The sequence below is a fragment of the Haladaptatus salinisoli genome (assembly GCF_020614375.1).
Lineage (GTDB): Archaea > Halobacteriota > Halobacteria > Halobacteriales > Haladaptataceae > Haladaptatus > Haladaptatus salinisoli.
In genome coordinates this window covers 1-19,477 of sequence record NZ_CP085328.1, presented here as the reverse complement: position 1 = coordinate 19,477, position 19,477 = coordinate 1, and the positions used below count along the sequence as shown (strand labels likewise).

The 19,477-nt window shown below is 50.3% G+C and carries 21 protein-coding genes and 2 pseudogenes; 12 read left to right on the top strand and 11 right to left on the bottom strand.

The window, feature by feature from the left end; genetic code table 11:
* The first annotated feature begins 92 nt into the window (after positions 1-92).
* Positions 93-827, top strand: a complete 735-nt coding sequence (locus LIX00_RS15825) for a CPBP family intramembrane glutamic endopeptidase (protein ID WP_227355950.1) — start codon at positions 93-95, stop codon at positions 825-827.
* Positions 828-1,815: pseudogene (locus LIX00_RS15820) on the top strand (transposase); the annotation flags it as partial.
* A 234-nt stretch (positions 1,816-2,049) separates the two neighbouring features.
* On the opposite strand, the gene LIX00_RS26305 reads toward LIX00_RS15820, so the two are convergent.
* Positions 2,050-2,235, bottom strand: coding sequence for a DUF7333 family protein (locus LIX00_RS26305; RefSeq protein ID WP_438267091.1), 186 nt, complete (start codon positions 2,233-2,235; stop codon positions 2,050-2,052).
* Between the two features lie 131 nt (positions 2,236-2,366).
* Between LIX00_RS26305 and LIX00_RS15815 the strand changes: the two genes are divergently transcribed.
* Positions 2,367-3,332, top strand: a complete 966-nt coding sequence (locus LIX00_RS15815; RefSeq protein WP_227355949.1) for a transcription initiation factor IIB — start codon at positions 2,367-2,369, stop codon at positions 3,330-3,332.
* 113 nt (positions 3,333-3,445) lie between these two features.
* Here the strand turns inward: LIX00_RS15815 and LIX00_RS15810 are convergent, their stop codons facing one another.
* Complete coding sequence (locus LIX00_RS15810; RefSeq protein WP_227355948.1) at positions 3,446-3,988, bottom strand: plastocyanin/azurin family copper-binding protein; 543 nt, start codon at positions 3,986-3,988, stop codon at positions 3,446-3,448.
* 233 nt (positions 3,989-4,221) lie between these two features.
* Here LIX00_RS15810 and LIX00_RS15805 point away from each other — a divergent pair, with 233 nt between their 5' ends.
* Complete coding sequence (locus LIX00_RS15805; protein ID WP_227355947.1) at positions 4,222-4,503, top strand: hypothetical protein; 282 nt, start codon at positions 4,222-4,224, stop codon at positions 4,501-4,503.
* 493 nt (positions 4,504-4,996) lie between these two features.
* On the opposite strand, the gene LIX00_RS15800 is transcribed toward LIX00_RS15805, so the two are convergent.
* Entirely contained in the window at positions 4,997-5,557 is a 561-nt protein-coding gene (locus tag LIX00_RS15800) for a hypothetical protein (RefSeq protein WP_227355946.1), read from the bottom strand.
* 447 nt (positions 5,558-6,004) lie between these two features.
* Here LIX00_RS15800 and LIX00_RS15795 point away from each other — a divergent pair, with 447 nt between their 5' ends.
* A complete protein-coding gene (locus LIX00_RS15795) occupies positions 6,005-6,295 on the top strand; it encodes a PadR family transcriptional regulator (RefSeq protein WP_227355945.1) in 291 nt (96 codons plus the stop codon).
* A 1,952-nt stretch (positions 6,296-8,247) separates the two neighbouring features.
* Entirely contained in the window at positions 8,248-8,532 is a 285-nt protein-coding gene (locus LIX00_RS26515; protein WP_497007350.1) for a DUF7975 family protein, read from the top strand.
* On the opposite strand, the gene LIX00_RS15790 is transcribed toward LIX00_RS26515, so the two are convergent.
* Both LIX00_RS15790 and LIX00_RS26300 read right to left on the bottom strand, forming a co-directional pair.
* On the bottom strand, positions 8,429-9,208 hold the full coding sequence (locus LIX00_RS15790) for a helix-turn-helix transcriptional regulator (protein WP_227355944.1): 780 nt from the start codon (positions 9,206-9,208) through the stop codon (positions 8,429-8,431). The genes LIX00_RS26515 and LIX00_RS15790 overlap by 104 nt on opposite strands.
* Positions 9,209-9,765: 557 nt before the next feature.
* Positions 9,766-9,861 (bottom strand): DUF7835 family putative zinc beta-ribbon protein, encoded by a 96-nt coding sequence (locus LIX00_RS26300; protein WP_438267085.1) that lies wholly within the window; start codon positions 9,859-9,861, stop codon positions 9,766-9,768.
* A gap of 199 nt (positions 9,862-10,060) precedes the next feature.
* On the opposite strand from LIX00_RS26300, the gene LIX00_RS26140 reads away from it, so the two are divergent.
* A complete protein-coding gene (locus tag LIX00_RS26140; RefSeq protein ID WP_368410763.1) occupies positions 10,061-10,231 on the top strand; it encodes a DUF1272 domain-containing protein in 171 nt (56 codons plus the stop codon).
* Positions 10,232-10,772: 541 nt separating this feature from the next.
* Here the strand turns inward: LIX00_RS26140 and LIX00_RS26135 are convergent.
* Positions 10,773-10,910 carry a hypothetical protein gene (locus tag LIX00_RS26135; protein WP_368410762.1) on the bottom strand — a complete coding sequence of 46 codons (138 nt, stop codon included), beginning with the start codon at positions 10,908-10,910 and terminating at the stop codon, positions 10,773-10,775.
* A 523-nt stretch (positions 10,911-11,433) separates the two neighbouring features.
* Between LIX00_RS26135 and LIX00_RS15780 the strand changes: the two genes are divergently transcribed.
* Complete coding sequence (locus tag LIX00_RS15780; protein WP_227355943.1) at positions 11,434-11,877, top strand: hypothetical protein; 444 nt, start codon at positions 11,434-11,436, stop codon at positions 11,875-11,877.
* A gap of 60 nt (positions 11,878-11,937) precedes the next feature.
* Positions 11,938-12,351 (top strand): FxLYD domain-containing protein, encoded by a 414-nt coding sequence (locus LIX00_RS15775; RefSeq protein ID WP_227355942.1) that lies wholly within the window; start codon positions 11,938-11,940, stop codon positions 12,349-12,351.
* A 53-nt stretch (positions 12,352-12,404) separates the two neighbouring features.
* Here LIX00_RS15775 and LIX00_RS15770 read toward each other — a convergent pair whose 3' ends face one another.
* Positions 12,405-12,638 (bottom strand): DUF8156 family protein, encoded by a 234-nt coding sequence (locus tag LIX00_RS15770; RefSeq protein ID WP_227355941.1) that lies wholly within the window; start codon positions 12,636-12,638, stop codon positions 12,405-12,407.
* A gap of 520 nt (positions 12,639-13,158) precedes the next feature.
* Positions 13,159-13,386, bottom strand: a complete 228-nt coding sequence (locus LIX00_RS15765) for a hypothetical protein (RefSeq protein ID WP_227355940.1) — start codon at positions 13,384-13,386, stop codon at positions 13,159-13,161.
* A 328-nt stretch (positions 13,387-13,714) separates the two neighbouring features.
* Between LIX00_RS15765 and LIX00_RS15760 the strand changes: the two genes are divergently transcribed.
* Both LIX00_RS15760 and LIX00_RS15755 read left to right on the top strand, forming a co-directional pair.
* Positions 13,715-14,134: a hypothetical protein gene (locus LIX00_RS15760; RefSeq protein ID WP_227355939.1), complete on the top strand. Its 420-nt coding sequence runs from the start codon at positions 13,715-13,717 to the stop codon at positions 14,132-14,134.
* Between the two features lie 698 nt (positions 14,135-14,832).
* Entirely contained in the window at positions 14,833-16,212 is a 1,380-nt protein-coding gene (locus LIX00_RS15755) for a Cdc6/Cdc18 family protein (RefSeq protein WP_227355938.1), read from the top strand.
* Between the two features lie 95 nt (positions 16,213-16,307).
* Here LIX00_RS15755 and LIX00_RS15750 read toward each other — a convergent pair whose 3' ends face one another.
* Positions 16,308-16,718 (bottom strand): helix-turn-helix domain-containing protein, encoded by a 411-nt coding sequence (locus LIX00_RS15750; protein WP_227355937.1) that lies wholly within the window; start codon positions 16,716-16,718, stop codon positions 16,308-16,310.
* Between the two features lie 119 nt (positions 16,719-16,837).
* Here LIX00_RS15750 and LIX00_RS15745 point away from each other — a divergent pair.
* A pseudogene (locus tag LIX00_RS15745) lies at positions 16,838-17,415 on the top strand (DUF8170 family protein).
* Here LIX00_RS15745 and LIX00_RS15740 read toward each other — a convergent pair.
* Together LIX00_RS15740 and LIX00_RS15735 are read right to left on the bottom strand one after the other, a co-directional pair.
* Positions 17,416-17,820: a DUF7970 domain-containing protein gene (locus LIX00_RS15740; RefSeq protein ID WP_227355936.1), complete on the bottom strand. Its 405-nt coding sequence runs from the start codon at positions 17,818-17,820 to the stop codon at positions 17,416-17,418.
* On the bottom strand, positions 17,817-18,698 hold the full coding sequence (locus LIX00_RS15735; protein WP_227355935.1) for a ParA family protein: 882 nt from the start codon (positions 18,696-18,698) through the stop codon (positions 17,817-17,819). Before LIX00_RS15735 ends, LIX00_RS15740 begins: the two co-directional genes overlap by 4 nt.
* Positions 18,699-19,477 lie beyond the last annotated feature (779 nt).

Sequence of the window (19,477 nt, the reverse complement as noted above, 5' to 3'; positions counted from 1 at the left end):
TTACCAAGGCACGCGAAAGAGTGTGTTGGTTCAGACGTCGAACGAGGTCCGTAATCGAAAGAAGAAGGTGTGATGCTCACGAACACTGAGGGATGAGCGATTTGTACAATCAATTCCGTGCCGTAGGTGTTGGACTGTTACTTGCCCTTGGCGCGTATTTTATCGGACAAATTGTCGTCCTGGTGATTGCTATCGTCTTCATGGCCGCAGGAATTAATATTCGGTCTCAACCAGCCCTGTTATTAGGAGTCAGTGTTGTCATGCTCCAAGGTGTCACCTTTGGCGGTGTTGCACTTGCATATCTCTCATACAAAGATCTTGGTCTTCAGTTTATCCGTGCTCGTATTCCGTCGCTTCGTGATATTGGGCTCACGATCGGCGGTTTCGGTGCCCTTCTTGGGGCACTCTGGTCACTCTCGATGGTAATTTCTGCGCTTGGGCTGCAATCTGCCCAGAACGCTATCGTGGATGTCGCAAGTCGAAACCCGGTTGTGTTCTTGCTACTCATCCCCTTATCGTTTCTCCTCATTGGCCCAGGAGAGGAGCTGTTGTACCGCGGGCTCATTCAAGGTATTCTGCGGGAGGCGTTTAACCCTGCTCGCGCAATTGTTCTCGCGAGCGCTCTTTTCGCCGTCGTTCACGTATTCTCGCTCCAAGGGCAAGGCAAGCTCGTGTACCTTGGTGTCGTGTTCGTGCTCGCGTTGATTCTCGGTGGGTTATACGAATATACGGATAACTTGGTTGTTCCAGCACTTGTTCACGGTGGGTACAATGCAACGCTATTTGCGATTCAGTATCTCGCTGCTACTGGTGGGTTGCCTACATGAGCGTACTGGGGCAACGTAGAGGACGGACGCGAACTCCGTACCTATATTCGGTGTGACCAATACACGTTTCAGTGGGGCAAGCGGTCGCGTCTCGAAATCCCAGTCGGGCAAGAACTGAAAGACGAACACGGACTCGGTTACCCGAACGACTCCGCCTTGAAGTCCGAGGCAACCCGTAGTAGGACGGCAAGCAGGGTCGTCTGGAACTCAAATACGATGAGGTTAGTGACACGTTCAGGGCTTTCCAACTAGTCACCGTACCTGATTCTCGACTGGATTCACCACTGGCATCTCACGAAGCCGCCCTCTACATTGGCGCGAACGACCTCGTCGCGTGTTCCACGACTGCCGGTTCTCAGTACCTTTACAACAGACGGGAGTTGTTCAAACGGTTCCATGAGACGATTGACGAAATCGCCCGCCTACAGTTGAAACTCCGCGAGGAACGCTACTCCTCAAAGCGGATTCGACGGCTGTACCGACAGCAAGCGAAGCGCCGTGACCACGCACAGAACGCGCTGGTGCGCGACCTCGTTGAATGATTGTACGATGAGGGTGTGACGACGGGGTGCATAGGCGACCCAATAGATGTGCTGGAGTCACACTGGTCGGTTAGAGTGAACGAGAAGACTCACAACTTCTGGGCGTTCAAGAGGTTCATCCACCGCCTCGCGTGCGTCTGTGAGGAGTACGGTATCTCTCGAAGTCGAGTCGGAAGCGTGGACGAGTAGACGTGTCCTGACAGTGGCGACCCGAGGAGACGGTTCGTCACGAAGATACGCTGACGTGTCCGTGTGGCCCTGAGGGACACACCAACCTCACGGCGTCAGAGACGTTCCTTCGAGAAAACAGTGATAGTGAAGTCAGGCCGATGGCACGGCCCATTCGATTCGAGTGGGACGACCACGACTGGTCGGGGAAATCACACCCTCACGACAGTCCTAAAGAAGTGCGCACGAACTCGCAAGTTGCCTCTGTGGGTCGGTAGTCGAACCCCCAACGTGAGGAATCCTCGCGCTTGAGCCCGGAGAGGATATCAACGTTGTAGAGAGCACCGGCGGCCTATTAGAAGCGCTCAGATGAATTGCAGCAGTACTTCAGTGTTACATAACAGTACGACGATTTCAAGGGGGGTGGCAAGTAGCTGTTCTTTCTTATTCATAGTAGTACGCTTGTAGTCGGATCATGATAATCCTCTTTTTTCTGCTTGTCGTGATCTCTACTAACTCGACAATTGACGAGTTGAACCGTACTCTACTCCGAGATAAAATGCAGCGAATCCGAGAAGAAGTAAGCCGCCACTAACCACCATCTTCGTTGTGTTGGTCATTGGGCTGGTGATCATTCCTGCCAGAACTACTCCGAGAATTACGATGAAGATTCCAAAATGCGACCTCGGCGTCGACATTACCATATCTATCTCTATTACCTGTTGTAAAAAATAGCTATTCCAGTTCTCACGTTTTGAAAATCACCTGCGAAGCTCTTGTGGATGGGTGGCACACTCTCTAGGAGACGCAGTCAACCGGGGTCGAACAAATGAATCAACAGGCACGACCGCTTGACCAGCATACTGAAACGAGTCTCGGTGATCAGCAGGCAGTTGACCCTCAACCGAACTCGAGAACATGTCCAGAATGCCAAACGAACGTATCTGCGTCAGATAATGAAGGGGAGATCGTTTGTGATGAGTGTGGACTCGTCCTTGGCGAAAATCGCATCGACCGTGGACCGGAATGGCGATCCTTTTCATCCGACGAACAAAACGAAAGTCGGGTTGGTGCGCCGGTGACCCGTCAATTACACGATAAAGGATTGAGCTCTGTCATCGGGTATCGCGATGTCGATGCTGGCGGAAATCCACTTTCTACTGCACAACGCCGGAAAATGCAACGGCTTCGCACATGGGACGAACGCTTTCGTGCAAAGTCAGACCACGAGCGGAATCTCAAGCAGGCACTCGGGGAGATTTCTCGTATGGGGGCGGCAGTTGATGTGCCAGATGATGTTGTTGAAACAGCAAGCGTTCTTTACCGTCGGGCACTTGAGGCAGATCTCCTCCCCGGCCGATCCATCGAAGGCATTGCAACAGCATGTCTTTATGCCGCAGCACGACGGGCGAATATTCCCCGTAGTCTTGATGATTTTGCAGAAGTGAGCCGTGTCGAACGACGCCGCATTCAGCGTGCATATCGGTATCTCGCAAGTGAACTTAGACTCGAAATTGCACCGACTGACCCTGTCCAGTTTCTCCCACGTTTTGTCTCAGCCCTCAAACTCAGTACTGAGACAGAGCATCTCGGTCGTGAGCTTCTCGAATCTGCCAAGCGTCAGAACGCACATAGTGGGAAAAGTCCAGTCGCACTAGCTGCAGGAGCAGTATATGCAGCAGCTGGGTTAACAAATGAATCAATCACCCAAGAGACTGTCGCGAACGTTACTAATGTTTCCCCGGTGACAATCAGGAATCGGTATCAAGAACTACTTGAATTGTACTCGAAGTAAACAAGATCAGTTGTGTCAATATACATCGTAGTAAAGACAGAATTGAACTATTGAGTTGCGACTCTATATCGGAAACGGGCGAGCGTCTGGTTACTGGATTCAAGGCGCGTCAGTCATCTGCTCTCATTGAATTGCTTATAGCTCACAGCTCCTTTGTTGACAATTTGCTGGCTCGTCGGCACTGTTCCATCAGGAGGCATACTCCCCTTTGCTGGCCCGCCCGGTTTACCCACAACAAGACGGGCTATCATCCCCATCGTCTTGTGTGGAATGCAGTAATAGTCATAGGTTCCTTTTGTGTCGAAGGTGTGTTTGAACGTCTTTCCTTGTTCGATGATAACACCGCTATCAAAGGGGTCTGCCTTCTTCGGGATTCGCGTTTCCTCTGCCAGATCGTACCGTCGGTGATATGCTGTCGCTGAGTGGTTGCCACTCTTCATCACAAATGTAATCGTTTCGCCGGGGTCGACGAACAGGCCAATTGGATCGAAAAACGATTGCTGATCCTTTGTAACCATTTTGACTGTGTTTGATGCCCCCGGCTGATTGGTCGTGCTTGATGGACTTGACGGATTTAGGCGAGTACACCCGGTAAGGGTCGTACTGCCTCCCATCATACTTGAGCCAAGTAGTTTGATGACCGTGCGCCGTTGCATTACTGTTCCTTTGACTTTGGGCCTAAAGCATTTCTCCATCCGTCTGTAGGTACAAGGTAATAATGGACTAGAAAACAATTGCCATCGGTGCGAGCATCCAAGTTGGCATCGTAGTAGTGGCCGATTTAGCTCCTATTACAAAGGCATCGCGCTGAGCGAGCAGTATTCTCCTCCTCCTTTGCTCTGACTTCTTCGGTGGATACCTTGTCGAACAGCTAGTAGGATCACCGCGAATGGGAGCTCTACACGGTGCAATCAGTGGGACTATGGGTGGGGTTGTGTTCGCCCTCATGTTTAGAGATGTACTTGTTGGAGCTGGTGGTGCTGACGGCGCCTATTGGGGGATCGCTTATCTCGTTGCAACAATAACTTCCCCCTCGATTGCAGCCCAGTTTGATTCACTTCTCGCCATCCTGTTGCCTATTGGTGGTGACCTATTGTTCATCAGTGAAGCTGCGGTTACAGCAACAAGTTTTGGAGGGCAGAATCACCCAGTTTGCGATATAGAGGTCTAATTTTCAGCATAGGGGTGATGATTCGTGTATTTGGGAGCAGCTTGTTGATTCATGGCTTTCTAAAATCGTGGTAGTAATAATGTCGATATTGGTCACCGCCGAGAATGACGCTCTTACTTCCTGACAACAGGCATCATTACGATCTTAGTGACGTAACGAAATTGATTAACAACTCTGAGTAAAATTACTCTAAGCGCAACATTGTTCATTAATCCTTCTTTCTTCAGATTTGACGTAAATGACAAACGAAAGAAGACGATGTAGAACTGGAGCCGTCATTAACAATTCATGACGGATCGATAGAAACGACCTGATGAACATACGTGAGGCAATGGGAGAGCAGTTGAGTTGAACTGGGTCGGTCCAGCCGATTGACGAGCAAATACGGTTCTTAAGAAGGGAAGAGATGACTGAGGTCTTCCGCCGACCTAGCAAATCTCTTCCACTCTACCGTATAAGATATGATAGCGAATTACGGTTAAATTGAGTCAGTCTAAAAGATACCAATGGTTTTCACACGAAGAACACCGAGAAAACTGAGATTGAAGGCTATCATTTGGCAAAGTGCAAGCCCGGATTCCTCTGGATTCCAGTAGATGAAAATGACATATGATACGGGGGTTAGTACCAGAAAGTTGAAATCCATCCCATAGTGCTGGGAATTTTTTATTGGGACAGTAACAAATGTGATTGGAATGGTGGTGATCGTCATCGTCGCCGCATTGTCCATGATCGTACCCGTTGTCCCTGATGAGAACTGTCTACTCCGCTCCACACTCCATGTCGCGAACAGTTCGGGCAGCGTGCTCATTGTCCCGGTGATGAAGAGCCCCCTGACGATTTCTGTACTGCCGAACAGAGCAACAAATGGCTCAGTCGCTCGAATTGCAAAATACGACCCGACAGTATGAACCCTTGCGATAGCGAATCCAATTTCTTTCTCCGTCCAGTGGACACTCTCGCCCTCCTGTCGGCCACGTACAAGTACCTGCCCTGTATTTACGAGATAAGCGACGGCCAGTAGCCATCCATCAAGGGTTGAAACCCTTGCCACGGCGCAGGCAGTGAAAACACAGCAACGAGGGTCAACATAAGCAATTAGGGGATCGCTAAAACGGTGACTGCTATTCGATGGACTGGTTGACTACAGATGATATCGAAAAATCGTCGATGGATTCGGAAATCGGAGCCCAAATTCACTAATATTTACAACGATGGTAGCGACGTGGGAACAGCAGGGACTCAATCCACTTAATTAACTAATACCAGTGCTCTGAGGGCAATAGCCAGATTCATAAATAGAGGCATAGACGATGAAGACCCGTTTGACAGCCAATATAGCAGTGCCTGAGAGGTATCTCCCCCAATTGGTGGGATAAAAGCAGAGGAGTCTCAATGGAGTAATTCTCTACCATGAGCGTAAATCGCATTGGTTAGTCGATGACCTTCAACATGCCGCAAGTGATTTTATGAATCCGTTCCAGTATCTATGGGGAGAACAATGAACGACCTGACTGGCTTTCAACGTGACCTCCTGTACGTCGTCGCGGGATTAGACGAACCCCATGGTCTCGCCATCAAAGACAACCTCGAAGACTACTATGAAACTGAAGTCCATCACGGGCGACTTTATCCAAATCTAGATACACTCGTCGACAAGGGGTTGATCGAGAAGAGCCAAAAAGACCGCCGAACAAACATCTATACGTTGACTCAACGTGGTCAGCGAGAAATCGAAACGAGACGAGACTGGGAAAAGGAATATCTCGGACAAGAAGTTGCAACAACCTGATTACCCTGTCCTAAATTCATTCTTTCGACAACCACTACTCCAACAATTGAACCATCGTTCTGCCATAATACGAGTGTTTCAGCAAATCTAATTACACTCTATCGGAACCGTCGTACGAAGATCATCAACATCTACACCTTTGTTGTTCTCGCACTTTATCTATATGTATTATTTCATAACTCTTCATACATTAATTTCCAATTCCCGTGACTATCGGTTTGTGATGAGATGATGAGAGGAAGTGTGACCGAATTAGTCGTTCGCCACTCTACGATTCCCATCTTAACCATGAGTCGAAATAGTGACCCACACAAAATAGTAAATCAAACACGCCGAATCGTAGTATCCTGAACTGCCACGACTATCGTAAGACATCAAACCATAGTGGTTAAGCAGTCGGTGCTGTGAGCCACAGAACTACTTACAGAGAACGGGCGGTGTGTAGATACAGTAGAGTAAGGTCGTACGCTACAAAAGGAGAAATGAGTCAGCCACCGACATTACCCTTATAGACAACGCTGTGACCAGCGTCAAGCGTAATATGTCGCCCTCGTTTCCGTCGGCCAGTAAGACGTTCGAGATCAATGGTAAACCGGTCTCGCGTGCGACGATTGCGGGATAGCCCGTGACGCCCGATGATCAAGTGCGCCGCCGACTCGGCCTCGTGGCTGGGGTGATCCCACGACATGCGCCACTGACGGGACCGAACGAAAGTGTAGACGCCGTTATCCAAAACGCGGTTCAAACCACGGTCGACGCGGACGTTTCGAATTCCTCCGATTAAATCCCGACAAAACTATTGTGTTTTCATGTATGTTACTGACTTTAGCTACACTTACGTGTATTAATCCTCTACCGCATCAAACGTGGATTGTGAGGGTAGGTGTTAGCTTCTAACCATGAAGTCCACGTTCATCGAGTGAAAGACAGCAGTTTCACCAACGAACCCACCATGATCCACTCGACAGTCGTAGTATGCTAGTTACTCACTTAGAAATTGGGTTCACTATAACGTGACTGCTCTTGTCCTCATCTACTACAATAGTCCATAGACGCTGCTGTCCTCGTCAGGCGGGAAAGCCATCGAGTGAGCATCGGAGTGACCGAGCTCCGCCTCGTCACAAGCTTTTCTTCCATTTTCAAGCGGCGCATAACAATAGGTGTGGCGACCATTGGAACAACTGCGAGCGTCGCACTGAATACGATGCTCGACGGTGGACGTTCGACCACAGAAAAGCACGTCGCGTTACTACTGGTATCAAGCCAATGGTGCGTGGGATGGTCCGCCGCGTCCCACGGTTGCCACTTTCCCGGGGGTGCCGGGCAGGAACGGGTAGCTTGTTGGTAGAAGCACCATCTCTGTGTAGCGGTCTTCGCATGGGTGATGGCGGCCACTTGGTGGCCCCGGTGGTTCGATTCCACCCCCGTTCGTATTTTGAGGAACAGATGGCTTCAGTGAGATCCTCAAAGAGCGGTTGGATTCGTCGCGTGAGCAAGAGACAACGCGCGTCTTTGTCATTGGTTCCCTGACGTCGAATCATCCTCAACTAGACTACTGTCACTCTTTAGGACGGTTCTGTCGATAGCCCAGCGCGATTAGCCCTACACGGATCTGAAACGCGACGGGTTTCCAGATAGGAATCGTCTCGTAATCAAGCTTGTTTTGAAGTTCCCCAATTCGTTCGTGGGAAACATCCCCGAGTGCCCGTTTCGCTTCTACGAGGGTCTTGTAGGTATTCATTTCCGGACTCATTGCGGCGTGGTCGATGCACCGCAACAACCTTCCGACGTACACGAACAGATCATATTATCTGAGATAGCGTTCGTCAACATATTGTGCGACGGTCGCCAATTCATCAGTCTCCACGACCGACTCTGTCCACTTGACCTTTGTTTCGTACTCGTTTTCAAAGCTCTAGTCACTTCCGGGACAATGAGCACCACATCGGTGGATACAGTTCGGTAATAGCATCATCAACGCCGGCTGCACCGACAAGGAACTCGAACAGTTGAAGAGACTCCTCCGGGAGTTTCCGGCGTTCGGGATCGAGGAACTGCATAGTCCTGAGGAAGCTGAGGGAAGATCAAACGACGGCATCCGATGCTACCCTGTGACGGCAAATTTTAGTGAAGTTACTTCTGGCGTGAAGAGTCGCGGTCCGGTGACTGTGCAGAGTTCCAGTAGAAATCGAGAAGGTCGTTACCCCAGTGTCGTGCTTCGTCCGTCTCAGCGATGAATTCCGTTTGCGAGTCGTAGGTACCGTCCAATGTCGGGAGCGAAAGCAGAAGACAATCCTCGGTAACGGTGACTGCAATCGCCACATCGGACACTCGAATCATCTCGGTGACGTCGAGCTGTGCAGAAGCCGTCTCCTTGATGACTTCCTCGAAAACAGCTTCGTTAAATACGAGTCGAGTGACGTCGGCATCATTGGCTGCGTCGGCCAACCGATCGTTGTACACTGGTACGGTCGCACCGATCACGTCTGCGTTCTTCAGCCGGCGTTCGACTTCGGAGACAGCACGTGCCGGTCGTGTCTCGGTTGCTCGTACAACTTCACCGCCAGCAAGGTCCGAAAGGCGTAGCCGAAACCGGGGCGGTAGTGCAGTCACATCGTGGGACTGCCAGTAGTCTATATCCGCCTCAAGTAGTGACTCCGTTTGTCGGTGTTGGTCGATTTCATTGACAACAATTTGCCCTGCTCCCGTTAACGACCATCGTTTCGATGATGGGTTGTAAATCAATTCGTGCTCGTGTAGCCACGTTAGGGCGTTGTAGACGGCGGATTTGCTGGCGGTATTTTGGTCTATCAACGATTGGGTCGAATCACAGCCGTCAGCGAGCGCTAAGAGAGCGGTCGTTCGTACGTGAGATTGGAGTATAGACACGATCAACGACGGGTGATCGTTCATAGTTAGAGTTCTGTATATTGTCTTATCATCGTTTCTCCTCGGCTGACGGTACTGCTCCAGTTCTACTCAGGATTGGGTCAGTATAGTTGAGCGCGAGGACGGTGACAGTCCGTCCCGTCATTAGTCTGGCTCCCAGTCCTGCGAGTCGGAGGCGTCCCACGTGAGCGATCGTCATCTCGCCGGTCTCAGGGTCGTATATCGTCGCACCTGCCGTTCGATGTGCGCATCCCGAGTATTTCCCACTTAATCGCCTTAACCGGCAAGTCAGGGAAGTGGTCGGCCGTAACCGTTGCGGCGTGCTGTCGGGCGCGGTCGAACAGCACTGTGCGATGATATCCGCAGTAGGTCGATTTGAATCTTGTCCCTGTACGTTGGCGGAAGGCCACTGGTCAAAATGGAGTTTGTCACACCGATCTCGCTGAATCGCCCCCGTGATGGCTGGGCGGCCGGCGAGAGGAGGGATATTCTTCATCTGAAATTCTAAATATAATATTATTGGCTGTACACTGGTAAAAACGTCAATGCAAAGAGACCGAGATACGTTTCATCACTCCTAATTAGGCATCGTTCATACGTTGACGCATTTCCGTACTACAGTCTAAACGTTTTGAAATATAGTATGGTTCCCGTGAAAACCCATCTCCACTGATCAAGCTGTACAGAGATAACGCTACATCCTATTGCAGCAAGTCGTCTACAACGGAATGGATACATCGTTTTCTAGAGATTATGCATGAAATTTCCTGAAATCCGGTGATACCAATAGTTGCCGCGTTCTCGAATAGAATTTGCATATTACTATTTATCCTTAGATTTTTCCTGGTGTACACGAAGAGTGTAAATCACCACTAAATGAGACTAATCAACAAACTCAAACAGTTATTCATTACGAAAAGTGATGCGTCCTTTGAATGCCAGCTGTGTGGTAAAACCTTTGACACCGCGAAAGGAATTTGTCCCAAGTGTGGTGGTCAAGTCACGAAACAGGGTCGACAGTCATCTGACAATCAATTCGGTCGCTGATGACGCCTATATTTGCTGTTGCGGGTAGCGAGCTGCCATTCAATTCATCTTGTATTTATTTACAAACTAGCCCATACATCTCAATCGTGCCAAGTATGCAGAGAAAACCACTAACGACGATATTCTCACAGTGATACACAAGTTAGAGTTTCCGGCGGTGACCGCTCGGTGGGCGGCAGGTACAGTTGGGATAGAGCGGCGGCTAGTGCATCAGCGACTCAAAGAGCTTTACGAGCGAGGTGAGTTAGAACATGGGAATTGAGTCCGCGGGTGGTGATCTAAGTGGATTTCCGAAAACGAGTCAGTTCACGGCTGACATTGAGACGAACCGCTCTCTGAAGGACGCCCCTATTATTGGTACTAATTATGATAATGGTGAAATTAAATAGCCTCAAATAGCCCTCGCCGGCGCAAAAATCCATTAGAAGAGATAGGAACGGATACAATCGTCGTGAAGCGGCTCTATTATGCGCGTTTTCATGGGCTGCATACAGTTCCCTACGCGAAAGGGTTCGAACCTACGTCTTCTCGGAATCTGAAGTCATTCGTCGTTGGCTTCGCGGGGATCCATAACAAACTCGTAGAGCCCGCGAGTATAGCGTCGAATCCATCCTGCGTTGGTCAGTTCACGCAGGTAGAACTCGACATTGCCTTTGGTAATCCCGGTTGTTTCTTGCACTGACCGAGGAGTATGTCGTCCCCATGGATGATTGGTTTCTCGCCCGGCTTTGAATGCATCTAGTACTTTTTCTGAATCTCCGGTCGGTTCGAAGTTCTCATTTACGGTCCCACGCGACATTTTCATCACCTAAATTACTAATAGGTTCTACTTGGTTATCTACTTTCCTTCTCAATAAGGAAATTCACTTTGGACTACAAACGTTTATTATGGTAGACGGCGTACATGTATCTTGAGGAGAGATGAAGGGCACGGTCCCTCACCACTCCACAATTCACAAATGAATCGGGAGGCGGGCGATCTGTAAAGATCTGTGCCGATGAACGATCGGGGGTGGACCATTCCCGTAGGAGTCATACCGCGATGCGGTCACTGGCGATGACAGGCGGGCGGCAACCACAAGCCGAGGAATTGGGAGAACAGCTTGGCGCGTACCCATATGTGTGTATTCTCACCGATGTTCGTACTCCGTCTAGCGATTATAGATGGATCTCAGAATTCAACTCTCCAATAGGTGGTATTAATGACTGACAGACAACACAACTCACAATCTAACTATGACCGCGGCTACGACGAGGGATATAACCAGGCTCGGCGTCGCACTGGACGGTCGACCCGCCGGGGGACGCTGGCCGTCATCGTCGGAGCACTCATTACCGTCTTGCTAGCGTTACTGTTGCTTCTGGTCGTCTTCTTCGGCGGGATTTGGCTCGGCTCGCTCGTGACCGACGAGCCGATCGACGCGCCAGTTGCACCGGTCGTCCCCGCAAACGCAGGTGCCGATGGCGATGTAACGATCGTCGAAGGCGATACCACAGTGACGATTGCCGGGACTGGTGCGGCAACGGTGCCGACGCCGGTTGGTGACTATAGTATCGTGGTCGAACCGACGACGATAACCATCCCAACTAACGGTGACCTTTCGAAACTCTCGGTGCGAACTGGGGGGGTCACCATCCATCACTAATCCATTCATTTCAGTACTCTCGTCCGCGGTTTAAGACGGGAGACAGGACAAGGATAAAAAATGCAACGCAGACAATTCCTCCAGACACTCGGGGTAAGTGTGATCAGCACCTCGTCACTTGGGACAGTCGGGGCATGCAAACACAAACACCGACGGCACCGCAAACAGACTAAACAGCACAACACGGCGCCACACACAGCCATCCGCGACGATTCGTGGGGCGTCGTCGAGACATTCCTCGGCGAGAAGGACTACGCCATCACGGGTGAGGTTGAATGGACAGGCCGCTTCCGGGCTGATATGTTTGTTACGGCAACGTTCTACAACCGCCGCGGACACGTATTGTCATCCGACGGCATCGACTCGCTGACTCTCGGTCCCGGCGAGGTCGGTGGTTTCCAAATCGACTATCTCAATGACGGCCCCGAGCGAGTCGCCGACTACCAGTTGACTACGGAGGTGTTCCGCGTATGAACGCCGTGGCCGCACAGTGATTTCGAGGATAGTGCCACGCCACACACGGTCGTTCAATCATCCTCTACATGATCGAGTCGATCCCCCAAGTCGTCGAGTTGTCGCTGCTGTTCGATCAGAATCGAGATGAGGATCGGCGTCCCAACAAACAGGGGCTTGTGAACCGTGTTGGAATCGGCATGCAGCTGGGCATACTCGAGGAGTCGATCAAAGACCGCTTGATCAGTCGGTCGAAGCGCTCGTCGATACTCGTCCCATCCGGCCTTAATGTGGCTGGTGTGGCTCATTGCAGGTAAACACGACTACCGAGGGTCCCTTAGGTAAGCCAGGGCCGCTTCCGAATATTCCAATACCAGAAATATCGATGGAAGCAAGTAGGAGTACTGGTCGTGCTGGCCACCCACTATGAAGTAAGAGTCGAGGTTCTGTCACCGTCAGTTTGGAGCGAATCAGTCCGTCTCTCTCCAGAATGTTCTCTACGAGATGAGTCTCAAAAAGATCCAGGAGTACCGGCCGTCAGTAGCCCGGTGAATTGTTTCCAATTGGAATTTCCGAAAGCGCGGTTTCCACCAATGCTCACCGGGAGAAAGGCAAGGAAAGCCGACCGCAGGGCTCTCACAACTAGCCAGACCGTCAGCGTCGCATGATGGCGCCGGGGAGTCGCTTTGGCCAGGTGTGAGAGCGCAGTTAGAGCATTGGACGGTAGAATAAAACGCGTTCCGGTAACACAAATGCTGATTGTAGTAACCCGCACACCCAAACCGACGGTACTAGTCAGCATGCTCCGACAGTTGCTCAATTTTGTAGTCAGGAATCGGTGAGTCGAAGTTTCCCCTCAACCTCATAGAGATGGCCCTTATTGTACAGCCGTTCGATGATATCTTCAGCATCGGGTTGTCCAAGGTCTTCTTCCTCAGCGAGAACAGCATAGGCTTGCTCGTAGGTGAGTTCTCCTCCAGGTGGGATAGTGCTCGCGAGCGCGTCGAGTGCTTCTTGCGCAAGTGGGGTGAGTGGCGATGTCCCGTCTGAGACCATTCGTGGTATCAAATTCAAATGCTGAGCAAGTAAATCCTCGGACAGAGTCCACTCGTGACACTACCTAATTCATTATGACAAGGGGAACAAGCAGACGGCGTGGGAGGATGGGGTGGGATGAGTACGGGAGCCCACGTCGCCTGCTGGGTTACGCTGACTGCATTTTACGCTTGGTACCCGACCGATAAAGACCTCAGCCAACCAGAGCGGAAGTGAAACTGAAGACATGGGAGAACTCGCGGAGCGACGCTTCTCATCACCAACGACGAGTCGAGAGCGCATCCACCAAGGAGAGTCTTCTAGGGTTAGTATGCTATACTAACCACCAATGCCCAATAAGATCAAACGGTCCGGCGATGGCTTCGCTCTCCAGGTCACCAAGCCCGCACGAGTAGCAAGACTCGTTGAAGAAACTGACGACGAGACCACCGGCCTAGCCGATATTCGGGTATTCGCGTTCGACAAGCTTCTCCTCGTCGTCGACATTGACCGCATCAAAGACGAAGATGTCGTCGAACTCGCGACATCAGCCGCCCTAGACACTGTCTCGATTCGTCAAATTATAGATTCCTCACTTCAGGTTGCGGGCAATGGCTATCAGGTACAACTCCCCGGTGCTGCTGACGCTGGATTTCACGTTGGTGATCAAGTGCCCTGCACACCAGCGCCAAATCTGCTCGTGATTGCAGCAGAAGAATCGAGACGAGTGGCAGCGGATATGGTGACGATTCGACGAGAGCAGGTGTGAAACCGTCCGCTCTTAGTTAGAATACTAACAAATGGACAGATATAGCCGGTTAATCAGATTGGCAACAATAGTCGAACTCAAGAAAACACCCCCACACCGGATTTCAAATGAATTCCATTCCAAGAGAAAGGGCGGTTCCAAAGAGGACAAAGAAAACGTGAAGACTTGAGGGAGGAATCATGCAATAAAAGGATTGTTCTCGACGAATTCCCGAGAATTAAGTTCATTTGGAGAACAGCATCTTTAACCGCGTTATTATATATATTACTATAACAGTAAGATAGTAGTAGTAGTATGTGTGTAAGAAACCCGGTTTTTAGAGGTGGGACCGATCTGGAATGAGATCGATTTCAACGAGTAGTCCATTTATATAGTAGAAACTGAACCACCGTTCTACTCCTAAGCACTCTTCTTCTCCGTCGTGTTCTATTAAACGACACCGGATTTCAAATGATTACCCCGAGATAACGCTTCTAACGCCCATTTAACGGGTATTCTGATAATCTCCTCTTTTTCTCCCTCGCTGTGTCCCTGCCTGAATCGTGCCTGGATTCATTTGAAATCCGGTGTGGGGGTGCCGAGTATTCCCTGTCTTGCTACACCCTACCGAGAATTCATTTGAAATCTGGTGTGGCCAAGGGGTAGCCAACATCTCTCATCCCGTCTCTTTTATAATGAATTCATTTGAAATCCGGTGTATGGATTCAGGCACAGCACAAGTGAAAACACTCGGCGATTATGCTGCCGAGCATGGGGCTGTTGCCCATTCTCGCTCTAAGGCTCGCGACGATCCTCTTTCCGTACTTGACGAGGACAATCCCATTTTCGCCAACGAAGATTTGCTTCGTATCGACCACATCCCCGAGCATGACAAAATCGTCGGTCGAAACGACCAGATTGAAACCGTCGCTCGGCGACTCAAACCGACGATCACTGGAGGGTCTGGAAAGGGGACACTCCTTCTCGGCAAATCAGGCTCCGGAAAGACGCTTGTTACTCGGTACGTGAGTCGTGAAGTCGAAGAACGTGGTGCAGAGAATGACGTCCGAATCGGCCGTGCGATCATCGATTGTGCACAACGCCGCTCGGAAGTTCAAACCGTCATCCATCTCTCGAAAAGTCTGAATGACCCGCAGAAAACGGGGATTACAATTCCCCATTCTGGAATCGCGACAGGAGCGTACTACGATCGCCTATGGATGGTCATCGACAAACTCTACGACGCAATTATTGTCGTTCTCGACGAGATAGATCGGCTTGCACCATCCGATGACGCCCGGAATATCCCACCAGAGGAAGCAGACGATAGCAAACTTCTCATGCAACTCTCTCGAGCTGGTGAGGAGAACGACGTTGATGCCAGCATTACTGTCGTGGGTATCAGCAACGATCTCAAATACGGTGATCGATTGGATACCCGTGTCGAGAGTTCCTTTGCTCCAGATGAGATCGTCTTCCCAGCGTACGACGCAAATCAACTGGGTGATATTCTAGACCGGCGTCGCGACGCCTATCATGAAGGCGTCCTTTCGGAGGACGTAATCCCGTTGTGCTCTGCATTTTCTGCACAGGAACACGGGGATGCACGACGTGCACTCGATCTCTTTCGACTTGCTGGCGAAGTTGCTCGTGATGCCGATGTCGATCAGGTTCGAGAAGAACACGTCCGAGCTGCGAACGACGATGCTGAGGTCACACGAGTCCAAGATTTGATTCGTGGTTGTCCAACGCAAGCAAAGATCGCGATTACCGCACTCGCCGCCATGGACGAATTCACAAATCAATCCCATTTCAAGGCGACCGAGATGTACCGTGTCTACCGGAAATTTGCTGAGTCAATCGGTACGAATGTCCTTGGTCAGAAGCGCATCACCGATCAACTTCGAGAATATGAAACGCTGAAAATCATCGATATGAACCGGACGAGTGATGGATACCGTGAAGGAACGTATCTAGAACTTTCCCTATTGGATGAAGCAAGTCTTCTACTTCAGTCGATCGGACTTGACGATCAGTGTTCTCGAATTCCGATTGACACTCAAATGCGCCAGCAGATTGTTAGCCTGGTGGGACGCTGACTTATTCTCTAGGACGACTGCTTTCAGGTACTTTTCAGCCCACAATTTTTGGCAATAATTCATCGCTACAGCTTCGAAAACTCACTAGAAGTAGGTCAGCGCTCAGGGCGAGGTGCAGCCTGATACCGTTCGATCGCGTTAGACTTCTCTACACGAGCATAGATTGTCTGTAACGTCTCTTCAGCACGCAGTAACCCGTGATCATCTAGAAAATCTCGTCCCTCGTCACTAATTCCATAGAACTTGTACGGGAGATTGTTCTGCCGTTGTTCGTCTGGGAGGAACACCTCTTCCACGATTCCTACATCGACGAGTTGTTGGAGATGCTGACGGATTGTTGTCTGACTCTTACTTGGATTTACGTAGTCCAGTTCCTTCAGCGTTGGAAGCTGTGATGGATGCCCGAGTATGTCTTGAATGAGTGAAAACCGCGTTTCCTGGGTGACAACGTTCAACCGCTTGCGAACGTTGTCGAGGTCGGATGAGGTGGGGCCAGACGTACTCATACTTGTTTCTTCGAGTAGTGCGTGTAAAAGCGCTTCGCCGAAATACGAATCGGTCTAAAACGATGTAGTCACTGATGAAGTCGCTACAGTGATACTCGGCGATTGAGAGTACAAAAATCATGAGCACAGACGAATCAACGTTGGAAGATCTCGCCGAGAAAGCTGAGGACCATCTCCACGGCACATCGCTCACTCCACAGGAATATGAAGATCTCAAATACAGTATCGCAGAGCTCTCGCCGATTTTCACAAACGAGTTTGCCTACTTCGTTCTCGGAAGCTATGTCGACCGGAAATATACCGACTTCAGATAGTCAAAGACCGACTCAACCGGCGGGCCGATACCTATGCGTTTCTCATGGTGGATATCCGAAGCGAGTGGGTCAACACTTATGTCAAATTTCGACTTCTTGCAGATTATACCGATTATATTGTGGGTGTGACCGAGCACGATCGTGGTGGTTTTCTCGTTGAGCAGGGATACTTCACTGCTCTGGAGACCTACTTTACGAAGACGCATGTTTTTAAGCGTGAATATTCCGACCTAGATACTGATGAAATCAATACAAATGTTAATCTTGAGAAGCCGTATAGTGGAATGCAGACAGCGATTTTTGACATGCTAAACGATGTAGGCCGCCTGGGTATCTGGCAGACTGAGGACGGTCTTTTGGAATGTGCTGAAGCACTCCCCTAGCTACTGTTCTTCGTCGACACCGCGTGCGTCAAGGATTAACTGTGCCATCTCTTCGGGATTTTTCGCCGCTAACCGAACCATCGCATCGTGAACCTCACGACTCTCGTGATTCCGAACGCCTGCATCCCGCAACTCTCGCGTCATTTCTAGATCACGTGCATCCTCGAACTCCTGCCACGATTCTTCGCGCGTGTAGATACTCCGTCGTAGATCTGGGGAAAACTCGAATGCAGGCGTCTTTCGTGGATCTTTTGGCTCTTCCGATGTTTGCGGTTCGCGCGACTCGTACAATTCGTTCGATGTTTGCGATTCGCCCGAATCTCCAGACTCGGACGAACTGTCCGAAGTTGGCGCCTTCTCTGCTTCTTCGTTGATTGCACTCTCGAGATCGTCAAATGCCGTCATTCGTGTACTACCTCCCCGTGCTCGACGATTTGAGCAAGTTCGGTGTAGGCTTCGAGCTGGTCGCAGGTTTCATCGTAATCTCGAAGAGGGACACCTTCATCATGCGCGCGGTCGATCGCTGCTCGGTGACGAATCCCGGGCAAATTCCCGTTTTGCTTTCCTTTGTCGATCGCTTCCCAATCACTGTCGGTCACTCGCGCATAGTTCGGCACGAGCTTTGAAACGCCATCCCGACTGTTGATCTCCTTGAGGAGCGAACGGTCGCGCGTTTCCTGGTCGATACGATCCTGCAAGTCTGTGGGTGTGATCGCGAGGATATTTAACTCGAAGTACTGCCGTGCTTCTTGCACAAGCCGTTGAACGGTACTGGACAGTCCGCTTTCGTAGCCGCTTTCTGCACGAAGAGGGATGATGATGTTCCCTGTTGCGTACATGGCATTGTCGTTCAACTTCCCGCGATTCGCTGGACAGTCGACCACGATATACTCGTACTCGTCACCGAGTAGCGGATTGATGAGATTCTCCTTGAGTCGTGTCGTTCCCATCGTCGCCTCCTTTAGGCCACTCTGGACGTCTTCGAGCTGCACGTGGGCGGGGAAAATATCGAGCCCATGAGTTACTGTTTGAATGTATTGCGTTGGTTCCTCACCGTCAATGAGAACGGCTTCGGCGTGGTTCTCTTCGGCACTATATTGGTCCGTGAATCCGAGATTCTGACTCATGTGGCCGTTGTCGTCGAGGTCGACAACGAGAGCTGAGCCGTTTCGATGAGCTAACTCACGAGCCAGGTTAATCGCCGTTGTTGTCTTTCCAAACCCGCCTTTGAGCACGCCGACAGAAACGGCGCGCGGTTCTCCACTGATGTGTTCTTCTGCCATGATTGATCCTCCTGCACTCTACGAACTTTACGAATCGTGAGAATCGAACAAATCTCTAACATTCTCCGAATCCTAAAGTTCGTAAAGTTCGTGAGTGCCTCTACCCCAATCGACTCATGGTAATTGTATAAATGTTATGTGTGAATTGTACGAATCCCACGAATCGTAAACATCGTACGAATTTTACAGTACGAGACTTGTTGTCGTCGAATTAGGGGCTAAGAAACAAAGCTGTTCCAACGAATTCTTCAATTCGCACGAATCGCAACCATTGTACAAATCGCAAACATCGCACAACTTTCGAAGTGCGAGGTTTTCTATCGTCGGTTCAGAGGCTGAGAAACGAGACTGTTCAAACGAACTCTACGAATCGCAAACATCGAACGAACTCTTAACATCGTAAATCATTGTATCACCAAAACTCCTATTGGCAGAGCGGCGATAACGTGAGTGCATCCTCCAAATGTATACTAGTCTGCGTGAAACTGCGATAGTTGCGTCATGACTGCATCTGTCCACATGTCTAGTTCGTGTTGTAGCCACTCCGTGGTTTCTGCGAGTGGTTGAGCGACGTGAAGATATTCGACGCCACCATTAGAGACAGTGCGCGGATATCGAGTGACTAAGTCCTATTCATACAGCAGTTTCAATTGTTTCCCGGTCGTACTCTGATCTCGAGAATTTCAGTAATTTCAGCGGTTGTACTATATGGATAATCGAGGACGGTGAGGTATACACGGAATGCTGCTATATGGACTCCACAGACCTGAAGTTGCGAC

What these genes read in the sequence shown, in the direction of transcription:
- LIX00_RS26305 (WP_438267091.1), bottom strand. Translation starts at nt 2,235, where the DNA reads ATGTCGACGCCGAGGTCGCATTTTGGAATCTTCATCGTAATTCTCGGA.
- LIX00_RS15760 (WP_227355939.1), top strand. Translation starts at nt 13,715, where the DNA reads ATGCCCAATAAGATCAAACGGTCCGGCGATGGCTTCGCTCTCCAGGTC.
- LIX00_RS15795 (WP_227355945.1), top strand. Translation starts at nt 6,005, where the DNA reads ATGAACGACCTGACTGGCTTTCAACGTGACCTCCTGTACGTCGTCGCG.
- LIX00_RS15755 (WP_227355938.1), top strand. Translation starts at nt 14,833, where the DNA reads ATGGATTCAGGCACAGCACAAGTGAAAACACTCGGCGATTATGCTGCC.
- LIX00_RS15825 (WP_227355950.1), top strand. Translation starts at nt 93, where the DNA reads ATGAGCGATTTGTACAATCAATTCCGTGCCGTAGGTGTTGGACTGTTA.
- LIX00_RS15735 (WP_227355935.1), bottom strand. Translation starts at nt 18,698, where the DNA reads ATGGCAGAAGAACACATCAGTGGAGAACCGCGCGCCGTTTCTGTCGGC.
- LIX00_RS15790 (WP_227355944.1), bottom strand. Translation starts at nt 9,208, where the DNA reads ATGAACGATCACCCGTCGTTGATCGTGTCTATACTCCAATCTCACGTA.
- LIX00_RS15780 (WP_227355943.1), top strand. Translation starts at nt 11,434, where the DNA reads ATGACTGACAGACAACACAACTCACAATCTAACTATGACCGCGGCTAC.
- LIX00_RS15750 (WP_227355937.1), bottom strand. Translation starts at nt 16,718, where the DNA reads ATGAGTACGTCTGGCCCCACCTCATCCGACCTCGACAACGTTCGCAAG.
- LIX00_RS15815 (WP_227355949.1), top strand. Translation starts at nt 2,367, where the DNA reads ATGAATCAACAGGCACGACCGCTTGACCAGCATACTGAAACGAGTCTC.
- LIX00_RS15765 (WP_227355940.1), bottom strand. Translation starts at nt 13,386, where the DNA reads ATGGTCTCAGACGGGACATCGCCACTCACCCCACTTGCGCAAGAAGCA.
- LIX00_RS15810 (WP_227355948.1), bottom strand. Translation starts at nt 3,988, where the DNA reads ATGCAACGGCGCACGGTCATCAAACTACTTGGCTCAAGTATGATGGGA.
- LIX00_RS15805 (WP_227355947.1), top strand. Translation starts at nt 4,222, where the DNA reads ATGGGAGCTCTACACGGTGCAATCAGTGGGACTATGGGTGGGGTTGTG.
- LIX00_RS15775 (WP_227355942.1), top strand. Translation starts at nt 11,938, where the DNA reads ATGCAACGCAGACAATTCCTCCAGACACTCGGGGTAAGTGTGATCAGC.
- LIX00_RS15740 (WP_227355936.1), bottom strand. Translation starts at nt 17,820, where the DNA reads ATGACGGCATTTGACGATCTCGAGAGTGCAATCAACGAAGAAGCAGAG.
- LIX00_RS15770 (WP_227355941.1), bottom strand. Translation starts at nt 12,638, where the DNA reads ATGAGCCACACCAGCCACATTAAGGCCGGATGGGACGAGTATCGACGA.
- LIX00_RS26140 (WP_368410763.1), top strand. Translation starts at nt 10,061, where the DNA reads ATGAGACTAATCAACAAACTCAAACAGTTATTCATTACGAAAAGTGAT.